The organism is Bacillus sp. FJAT-53060 (assembly GCF_037104745.1).
In the GTDB taxonomy this organism is placed as follows: domain Bacteria; phylum Bacillota; class Bacilli; order Bacillales; family Bacillaceae; genus Bacillus; species Bacillus stratosphericus_B.
This window is the reverse complement of sequence record NZ_JBAWSW010000067.1, coordinates 1-7,730: the sequence shown is the minus strand read 5'-3', so window position 1 is coordinate 7,730 and position 7,730 is coordinate 1. Positions and strand designations below refer to the sequence as shown.

The following is a 7,730-nucleotide window of genomic DNA, read 5'->3' as shown; positions in this document are numbered from 1 at the left end:
CCACGTGTTACTCACCCGTCCGCCGCTTACATCCGGGAGCAAGCTCCCTTCTGTCCGCTCGACTTGCATGTATTAGGCACGCCGCCAGCGTTCGTCCTGAGCCAGGATCAAACTCTCCGAAAAAGAACAAAACCGAAGTTCTGTTTTTCGTCAGTTTGACTGACTACCTATGAAGTATCATAGGATTTTTTTATAATAACTCGAATTAACAGGTACGTTTTGTCTTGTTTAGTTTTCAAAGATCATCTTAGCCGTTCTTAGCGGCTTTAATAATATAACATTTGGCTTCATCTTATGTCAATAACTTTTTTCAAGTTTATTTCCCGAAGCGTTTTGTGTTTGTCACTGTGTCAGCGACGATTAATAATTTATCACGAAAACATTCTATCGGTCAACGTCTTTTTAAAACTTTTATTGAAATAGTTTTATTGTGCATGACAATCCCTTGTCCCGCATACAATCAAGTAACAATCTTTGGACAAGGCAGGAGTGTTTGAATTGAGTAGATTATATGTGTTACCTATTAAACGGCTAAAGCAAGTTGGCTTTATTCTTGTAGCGGCCCTTGCAGCTGCAAGCTTTTTTTATGTACAAAAGGTACCGCCGCTGTCTGTATTTAAAACCGAACATGGACCACGAGCGATTTATAAAGGAGAGACCTCATCAAAAAATGCCTCCCTTACTTTTAATATTGGATGGGGTGATGAGAAGGCTGTTCCTATTTTAAATGTCCTTCGAGAGTACGATATAAAGAACGCTACTTTCTTTCTGTCTGCTTCTTGGGCTGAGCGTCATCCTGATATCGTGAAACGGATTAGAGAGGACGGCCATCAAATTGGCAGCCTTGGCTATGCATATAAAAATTATAGCCAGCTTGAAGAAAAGGAAATAAAGCGAGATCTTGTCCGAGCACAAAATACCTTTCAAAAGCTTGGACTAGATGACATTCAACTATTAAGACCGCCAACTGGAAAATTTAACGAAACAGTATTGAAAATTGCAACACAGTACGGCTATACCGTTGTACATTACAGCATCAACTCACAGGATTGGCTGAACCCGGGCGTGGAACAGATTGTTCAAAATGTAAATGATCGAATAAAAAGCGGAGACATCATTCTCCTTCACGCCTCAGATTCAGCAACCCAAACCGCTAAGGCCTTACCAGCGATCTTGAAACACTTAAAAGAAAAGAATTTAAAAAATGTCACGGTTGGCGAGCTGATTTCTAATACAAAAACAAAATCAACTGAGGTTAAGTAGCTTTTGTCTTTGAAAACCGCGGCATAGCTAACAGCTGAAACGCATTACAGCCTAATAGCGGGAAAAGCATTAAATACAGCCAGTCCTCTTCATTGACTCTGAGCGCCGGGAACCATTCTAACGACGTGATGACGACCATAAGAAACATTGCGGAAATAAATGTTTTCTTTGAGGACTGCTGCTGTTTAAAATAAGCCACGATCAATGCAAACACACCAATAAAGACAGGTAGCCACAAGTATGGAAAAAATGATTCATTCTCCGCGAAAAACAAAAATCGCAAATAAGCTAAATCAAACAGCACAAAAATCACAAGAAACAGCTGAATGGTATTCCATAAAGAATGTGATCGGAAAATCTCAAGTGCAAACCGGTGCACTGTTAAGAAAACAACGAACCCCATCTGACTAATCACACTAAAGATCATCCCCACACCAATGAACCAAAATAACACTGACCCAATCTCTAGAATGTCAAACGATACAAACAGCTTCTGATATTTCCCCCACTCCAGCGCAAAACCTACCAAGCTTGTAATGACCGCTCCAACAGCCAACACAGAGAAGAAAAAACGAACTAAATCCCGACTTTTCATTGAATTGATCCAACCCCTATTTTTGTTATGTATAAATTCACGTGAAACATTCATATTAAAAGTAAGACATGTAACGAAAGGAGCCACAGTATGTCAAAAGGCATCTTGCGTATAATGAGCTGTTTTCTTCTTTTATCACTAACAGCTTGTGCTCCCAAAACCCAATCCTCATCTAATATGGACTATGACGAAACGAAGAAAATGGTCGTGGATATTTTAAAAACAGATGACGGTAAAAAGGCCATTCAACAGTTATTAAATGACGAGGCAATGAATGAAGCTTTGGTAATGGATGAACAAACTGTGAAAAAAACAATAGAGAAAACACTGACTTCTGATAAAGGCAAAGAGTTCTGGAAGAAAGTCTTTGAGGATTCTAAATTTGCCGAGACTTTCGCAAAATCTATGCAACCACAGCATGAAAAGATGTTAAAACAGTTAATGAAGGACCCTGACTATCAACAGCTAATGATGGATATTCTCAAAGATCCTGAGATGGAAAAGAAATATGGTGAACTAGTCAAAAGCAAAGAGTTCAGAAAGCACTTAGAAACAGTCATTACAGAAACATTAAGCAGCCCTCTTTATAAGAAGAAATTCGAAGATGAGCTGAAAAAGGCAGCGACTAAAAGCAGCAGTGGTTCCAACGATCAAGAAAGCGAAGGAAGCAGCAGTTAAAAATAACCGAGTGGCATAAGGTCCACTCGGGCTTTCATTATGCTTTCACTGCTAATTGTTTAATGACTTGATTGGCAATGTGTTGATAGACTTCTCCTGTTGGATGACTCGCATCATAGACGGAAGGCGCAAAATCATCTTCATTCCAATCAGGCTGTCTTAAAGGAATTTGGCCAAGGACCGATACTCGCAGCTCTTCAGCTAGCTTGTCACCGCCGCCTTTTCCAAAGACATATTCCTTTTCACCTGTTTTTTTACTCTCGTAATAGCTCATATTCTCAACAACCCCAAGCACCTCGTGATCTGTTTGCAGTGCCATTGCACCTGCTCTCGCAGCAACGAAGGCAGCCGTAGGATGCGGTGTTGTAACAATGATCTCCTTACAGCTTGGAAGCATTGTATGAATATCGAGCGCTACATCTCCCGTTCCAGGCGGAAGGTCTAATAGTAAGTAATCTAATTCTCCCCACTCGACTTCGTGGAAGAAGTTATTTAGCATTTTACCAAGCATCGGCCCTCTCCAAATGACCGGTGCATTTTCTTCAACAAAAAAGCCCATTGAAATCACTTTGACGCCAAAGCGTTCCACAGGTATAATTCTTTCCCCTTTCACTGTTGGTCTGACAGTGATTCCCATCATATCCGGTACACTAAAGCCGTAAATATCAGCATCAATCAGTCCGACTTTTTTCCCAAGACGAGCTAATGCCACAGCAAGGTTAACGGAAACGGTTGATTTTCCAACGCCACCCTTCCCACTCGCAATCGCTAAGAACTCAGGCGGTTTTTTAGAGTTGAGCAGGTTTTCTTCCTCTTCTTGTGATGGCATAAACTTTTCAAGCGTTTCCTGAGGCAGTTCTTCAAAACGAAGTCCTACTGTATTAGCACCCGCTGCTTTTAAGGCTTGTACGATACCTTGCTGCAGCTTCATCTGCTCAGCAGTGCCGGTTTTGGCAATGGCGACCTTTAAGCTCACATGCTCTTTTTCAGGCTTTAGGCTGATTTGCTTGATGGCATCTAGCTCACCAAGTGGTATATGAAGGAAAGGTTCTTCCATCTTCCCAACTAGTTTTCTCACATCATCTTGTCCGATCATAGCAGAACCTCACCCTTTATTGAATTCGTTTACACTCCAAGTATATCATACATATCCTTACAATGTCTGTCCTGTTTTCCTGCGATCAAAAGGAAAAAGCCCCTTATTCAGGCGGCTCTTTTTGCTCTGTTAAATATCTTAGAATTCCTTTATAAATGGAGGCGGCAATTTGATCCTGATACTTAGGTGTTGCCAACTGACTCGCCTCTTTCGGGTTGGAGAGAAATCCGATCTCCACAAGAGCTCCTGGCTTTGTGACATTTTGCATTAAATAAATGCCATTGATCCGCTTCGCCTTTCGATCTGTGTTTTCAAGGTTGCTGCGCAATTCATCTTGAATGAACTTCGCTGCCTTTTCATTTTCTTCATACTTTCCGTAAAAGAACGTCTGCGCTCCGCTCCATTTGTTCGATGGAATCGCATTTAAATGAATGCTTAAATAGAGATCCGCTTCCGACTCATTGATTACTTTTACACGGTTTCTCAAATCCTCCGCTTTCTTACGGGCATATCCTTTTGTATTCTTTGATGATAGATCAGAATCATCCTCTCGGGTCATGAGAACAAGCGCTCCCTGCTCCTGTAAATAGTCTCGTATCTTCATGGACACATCCAGTGCAATCTCTTTTTCAAGTAGCTCGCCACTTACAGCACCGCCATCTGGACCGCCGTGACCCGGATCTAAATAGATGATCTTTCCACTAAGAGGCAAATTCCACGATTTCCACGAATCATCATTTAGAAATTGAAATCTGAATAAGAATAAGAGGACAATAAACCCAATTAAAAACCCTGTCCACTTCAGTTTTCTTTTCATCCCTGTCCCTCCCATACGCCATTATTTTATAGATATGGGACAAGGGCTTGAAATATGCTTAGTGCAGCCGAAGCTTGTGTCTTTTTTCTGATTCACGAAAGCCTTCCTGCCACCACATGCTTAAAAAGTCTTTCGCAAATGGATATAGAGATGACATCTTTTGCTCCATTCGGAACATATTTCCCCACGATTGCAAACACCCTGTCAACTCCTCAATCAGCTCATCATCCTCCTGGGATGAACGCTTCTTAATATCGTCGAACGATTCACCGTGCTTACTTAACTCACCGTATCTTCCACCGGCTAAAAAAGCTTCGATTGCGAAATCAATACAGCCATCACTCATAATACCGGCTGGATCATCAGCAAACGGAAACAGCTTCTTCGTGAATTTGTCCGAAGCGGCCGTCACTCGTTGAAGAGACAATGTACGCAAAAGCTTCTTTTCAAGCGCGACATCTCGTTTTGTTTTCAATTGATAAAATGAAAGCACTTCTGCCATTGACTGAACTCCTTTTTTCTTTGTATTGTTCGTTGCTTTGAACAAAACATGCAGTTCAGTAAATGGAAATGAAGTGATCAGTGATCTGTTGAAATGGACACTTGAAATGGCAAAGGGGCAAAATGAAGAAATGGATGTATATATGTCCGCATGCATTAGTCAAGCCACCGAGAAAGAGAGAGCGACATTAAAGGGATAGAAGACATATCCTTAAAACAGCTTTTCAAGCATAAAAATTCGTATCTTGGTGACAACTCAGCAATTTGCGACATTTTATCAGACCTTCCAGGGGGCGTCATTCGTTAATTTGAAATCGTCAATTGACGCAAATGCACTTTTTATTCTTGTCGATAACATAGAATAAGTGACACTCAAGATGAACTCTAACGACGAGCCATCCGTCACGTTTAAAAGACAACAGCTAGAAAAGAAGCTGCCTCACTCATTTTGAGTCGTACAAAGAAAATACAAAACTTTGGCAGAAAGAGCTTGTAGATGGAATAGTGAAGTAAAAAGAAAAACGCCAAGCCTTGCACAAAACGTTTCCGATGGAGAAATAATAAAGAACAGAGGGATGTCGCCCCTCTGTTCTTTTGATTATGTAGTGAAAGATCGGATCAATTGTTGTCGAAAGGTTCGATCCATCGCTATCGTCACCATAAATTCATTAAATACTTCTCCAATCCAGTGCGAATTTTTCGCTTTCGGATCATTGATAAAAAGAGATATTGACATTGACGAAGTATCCGTTTTTCGATATAAAGCCGCTGTGAAGACAAACAATGTTGAACCCCCTTTATACCAAAAATATTGATCTGCTTCCGTCATCACTGTTTCTCCGAGCACAATTTGGCTAAAAAGACGCTTTTCTTCTGTTGTTAACAGCTCATCCTGCAGACGTTTCATAAAATGTGCATATTGATTGGTTGTAGACCTTGTCATCTTTTGCGTCAGTAATGATTGAATACGCCAGCTTAATAAGTTCTTTTTCGTCATTTTTTCTTCTAACGCCTTTTTATGCTCTGGGTCATTTTTCATGATATTGAAAATCTCAATCATCAGAGATTTGTATTGTTCATGGGATACACCGCTCATTTGCTTGAATGCATCCCGCCGATGATCAGATACATAGGATGACCACAAAAGCTTTGGCGTCAGCGGCATGAGTTCATCATGTTCTGTAAGACCTGCTTGTTTCAGTCGATCAATAAAATAATCCGTACAAGCATTTGAACTCACTTGCATCATTCCTTTTGCTACATCTTGCTACATCTAGCAAAGACACATGTTCAGAAAAATCATTGACTTCCAGCCAGTATTTATGTGCACCGCCATCTGTTCTATCAATATAAAACCGCTCTACATCAGACAATGCCACTTTTTCTTCTAGCTTGATGCCGCTGGATACAGCTTTAACAAAATGAAATAAAACCACTAATTTCACCGTACTTGCAAGTGGCGTTTTTTGATCAGCATTCCATTCTAACACCACATCATCATTTTCAATGATTGTCACTGATACGTCCTTATTGTTTTTTGTGACAAATGTCAAAAGATCTTCCTTCGTTTTCTTCATATCTCTTTTATACAGCAAGACTTGAACCACCACGTAAAGTATGACCACACCTAAGACAACTAGACCGATTTTGAGTAACATGTTTCTCCTTTCCAAACAACTGAGGATTTATATATTAAATATAACAAATATTTCAAATAAAAGCACAAAAAAGCAAAGATGTTTGAATCCCTTTGCTTCAGAGAAGATGCAGCTGTAGACGTCAAGTTGAATTTTACACTTTTTGCTCGTTTCCCTTTTACACTTCTGCTGAAAATATGCTCGTCCTGGTTCTCATACGATAACTTTCCTCATTCTCTCCGCCATGAATAACCTCTACTCGGTGTAATAAACGATCTAAAATTGCTGTCGTGACCAATTAAATTTCCCCATTCCTCTGGACTTTTATTAGATGTTAGGATAACTGAACTTCGTTCATCAGACCGTAGACAAACCCCACCTTTACTTCAAGTAAAAGTGGGGTTTGTCTACGTCTGAGAGGGGAACTTATACTAAGTTCCCTCTTTTTTTGCTTAAAACAAAAAACGGATATGATATCTCCTATATTTAATAACTACTAGATGATGAAACTGAAAAACTTGTGAATCGGCTACACTGAGTTAGACATATAAATTAAGGTCAGATAGACTTGTTTAAAACCTTATACAAGGAGCGTCTACTATGACCAAACGAACACGCCGTACGTTTACAAAAGAATTTAAGCAACAAATGGGTCAATTACACGAGAACGGTAAGCCCAAAAGCGAGATTATTAAAGAGTATGAACTAACCCCGTCTTCATTGGATCGGTGGATCAGTCAGTTTACGAAGAGTGGCTCATTCAAAGAAAAAGATAATCGATCATCTGAAGAAACAGAGCTCATGAAGCTGCGTAAAGAAAACCAACGCCTGGCCATGGAGAATGATATTTTAAAGCAAGCCGCGCTGATCATGGGACGAAAGTAAATGTGATTCACAATAATCGTCACAAATACTCGGTATCAGCAATGTGCGACGTCCTACATCTCCCAAGAAGTACCTTCTATTATGAAGCAAAAACAGTCGAATCAAATGACGATGAACTGGAAGAAGTCATTCGAGACATCTTTTACGAAAACCGTCAAAACTATGGGACACGCAAAATCAAAATTGAACTTAGAAAGCGAGACTGGATTGTATCCATAAGAAAGATTGGCCGTATGATGAACAAGCTTGGCCTTGTTT

General features: G+C 40.1%; 8 protein-coding genes, 1 rRNA gene and 2 pseudogenes. 3 read left to right on the top strand and 8 right to left on the bottom strand.

Annotated elements, in window-relative coordinates; all coding sequences use genetic code 11:
* Window positions 1-123: ribosomal RNA gene (locus WAX46_RS15235) — 16S ribosomal RNA — on the bottom strand; the annotation flags it as partial.
* 375 nt (window positions 124-498) lie between these two features.
* Here WAX46_RS15235 and pdaB point away from each other — a divergent pair.
* Window positions 499-1,263, top strand: a complete 765-nt coding sequence (gene pdaB, locus WAX46_RS15230) for a polysaccharide deacetylase family sporulation protein PdaB (protein WP_226569229.1) — start codon at window positions 499-501, stop codon at window positions 1,261-1,263.
* Here pdaB and WAX46_RS15225 read toward each other — a convergent pair.
* Window positions 1,256-1,858, bottom strand: a complete 603-nt coding sequence (locus WAX46_RS15225; protein WP_336494287.1) for a KinB-signaling pathway activation protein — start codon at window positions 1,856-1,858, stop codon at window positions 1,256-1,258. The genes pdaB and WAX46_RS15225 overlap by 8 nt on opposite strands.
* A gap of 90 nt (window positions 1,859-1,948) precedes the next feature.
* On the opposite strand from WAX46_RS15225, the gene gerD reads away from it, so the two are divergent.
* Entirely contained in the window at window positions 1,949-2,536 is a 588-nt protein-coding gene (gerD, locus tag WAX46_RS15220; RefSeq protein ID WP_226569224.1) for a spore germination lipoprotein GerD, read from the top strand.
* A gap of 37 nt (window positions 2,537-2,573) precedes the next feature.
* Here gerD and WAX46_RS15215 read toward each other — a convergent pair whose 3' ends face one another.
* The 6 genes and pseudogenes from WAX46_RS15215 to WAX46_RS15190 all read right to left on the bottom strand — a co-directional run.
* Window positions 2,574-3,632, bottom strand: coding sequence for an Mrp/NBP35 family ATP-binding protein (locus WAX46_RS15215; protein ID WP_336494286.1), 1,059 nt, complete (start codon window positions 3,630-3,632; stop codon window positions 2,574-2,576).
* Window positions 3,633-3,735: 103 nt separating this feature from the next.
* Window positions 3,736-4,449 carry an N-acetylmuramoyl-L-alanine amidase CwlD gene (cwlD, locus tag WAX46_RS15210; protein ID WP_336494285.1) on the bottom strand — a complete coding sequence of 238 codons (714 nt, stop codon included), beginning with the start codon at window positions 4,447-4,449 and terminating at the stop codon, window positions 3,736-3,738.
* 58 nt (window positions 4,450-4,507) lie between these two features.
* Window positions 4,508-4,951, bottom strand: coding sequence for a YbaK family protein (locus WAX46_RS15205; RefSeq protein WP_336494284.1), 444 nt, complete (start codon window positions 4,949-4,951; stop codon window positions 4,508-4,510).
* Window positions 4,952-5,548: 597 nt separating this feature from the next.
* Window positions 5,549-6,190: a hypothetical protein gene (locus WAX46_RS15200; RefSeq protein WP_336494283.1), complete on the bottom strand. Its 642-nt coding sequence runs from the start codon at window positions 6,188-6,190 to the stop codon at window positions 5,549-5,551.
* Window positions 6,156-6,608, bottom strand: coding sequence for a serine hydrolase (locus tag WAX46_RS15195; protein WP_226569214.1), 453 nt, complete (start codon window positions 6,606-6,608; stop codon window positions 6,156-6,158). Before WAX46_RS15195 ends, WAX46_RS15200 begins: the two co-directional genes overlap by 35 nt.
* Window positions 6,609-6,765: 157 nt before the next feature.
* A pseudogene (locus tag WAX46_RS15190) lies at window positions 6,766-6,943 on the bottom strand (ATP-binding protein); the annotation flags it as partial.
* Between the two features lie 244 nt (window positions 6,944-7,187).
* Between WAX46_RS15190 and WAX46_RS15185 the strand changes: the two are divergent.
* Window positions 7,188-7,730, top strand: a pseudogene (locus tag WAX46_RS15185) (IS3 family transposase); the annotation flags it as partial.

Excerpts from the sequence above, each read along its gene's own strand:
- cwlD (WP_336494285.1), bottom strand. The coding sequence starts at position 4,449 with ATGAAAAGAAAACTGAAGTGGACAGGGTTTTTAATTGGGTTTATTGTC.
- WAX46_RS15195 (WP_226569214.1), bottom strand. The coding sequence starts at position 6,608 with ATGTTACTCAAAATCGGTCTAGTTGTCTTAGGTGTGGTCATACTTTAC.
- WAX46_RS15225 (WP_336494287.1), bottom strand. The coding sequence starts at position 1,858 with ATGAAAAGTCGGGATTTAGTTCGTTTTTTCTTCTCTGTGTTGGCTGTT.
- WAX46_RS15215 (WP_336494286.1), bottom strand. The coding sequence starts at position 3,632 with ATGATCGGACAAGATGATGTGAGAAAACTAGTTGGGAAGATGGAAGAA.
- WAX46_RS15205 (WP_336494284.1), bottom strand. The coding sequence starts at position 4,951 with ATGGCAGAAGTGCTTTCATTTTATCAATTGAAAACAAAACGAGATGTC.
- gerD (WP_226569224.1), top strand. The coding sequence starts at position 1,949 with ATGTCAAAAGGCATCTTGCGTATAATGAGCTGTTTTCTTCTTTTATCA.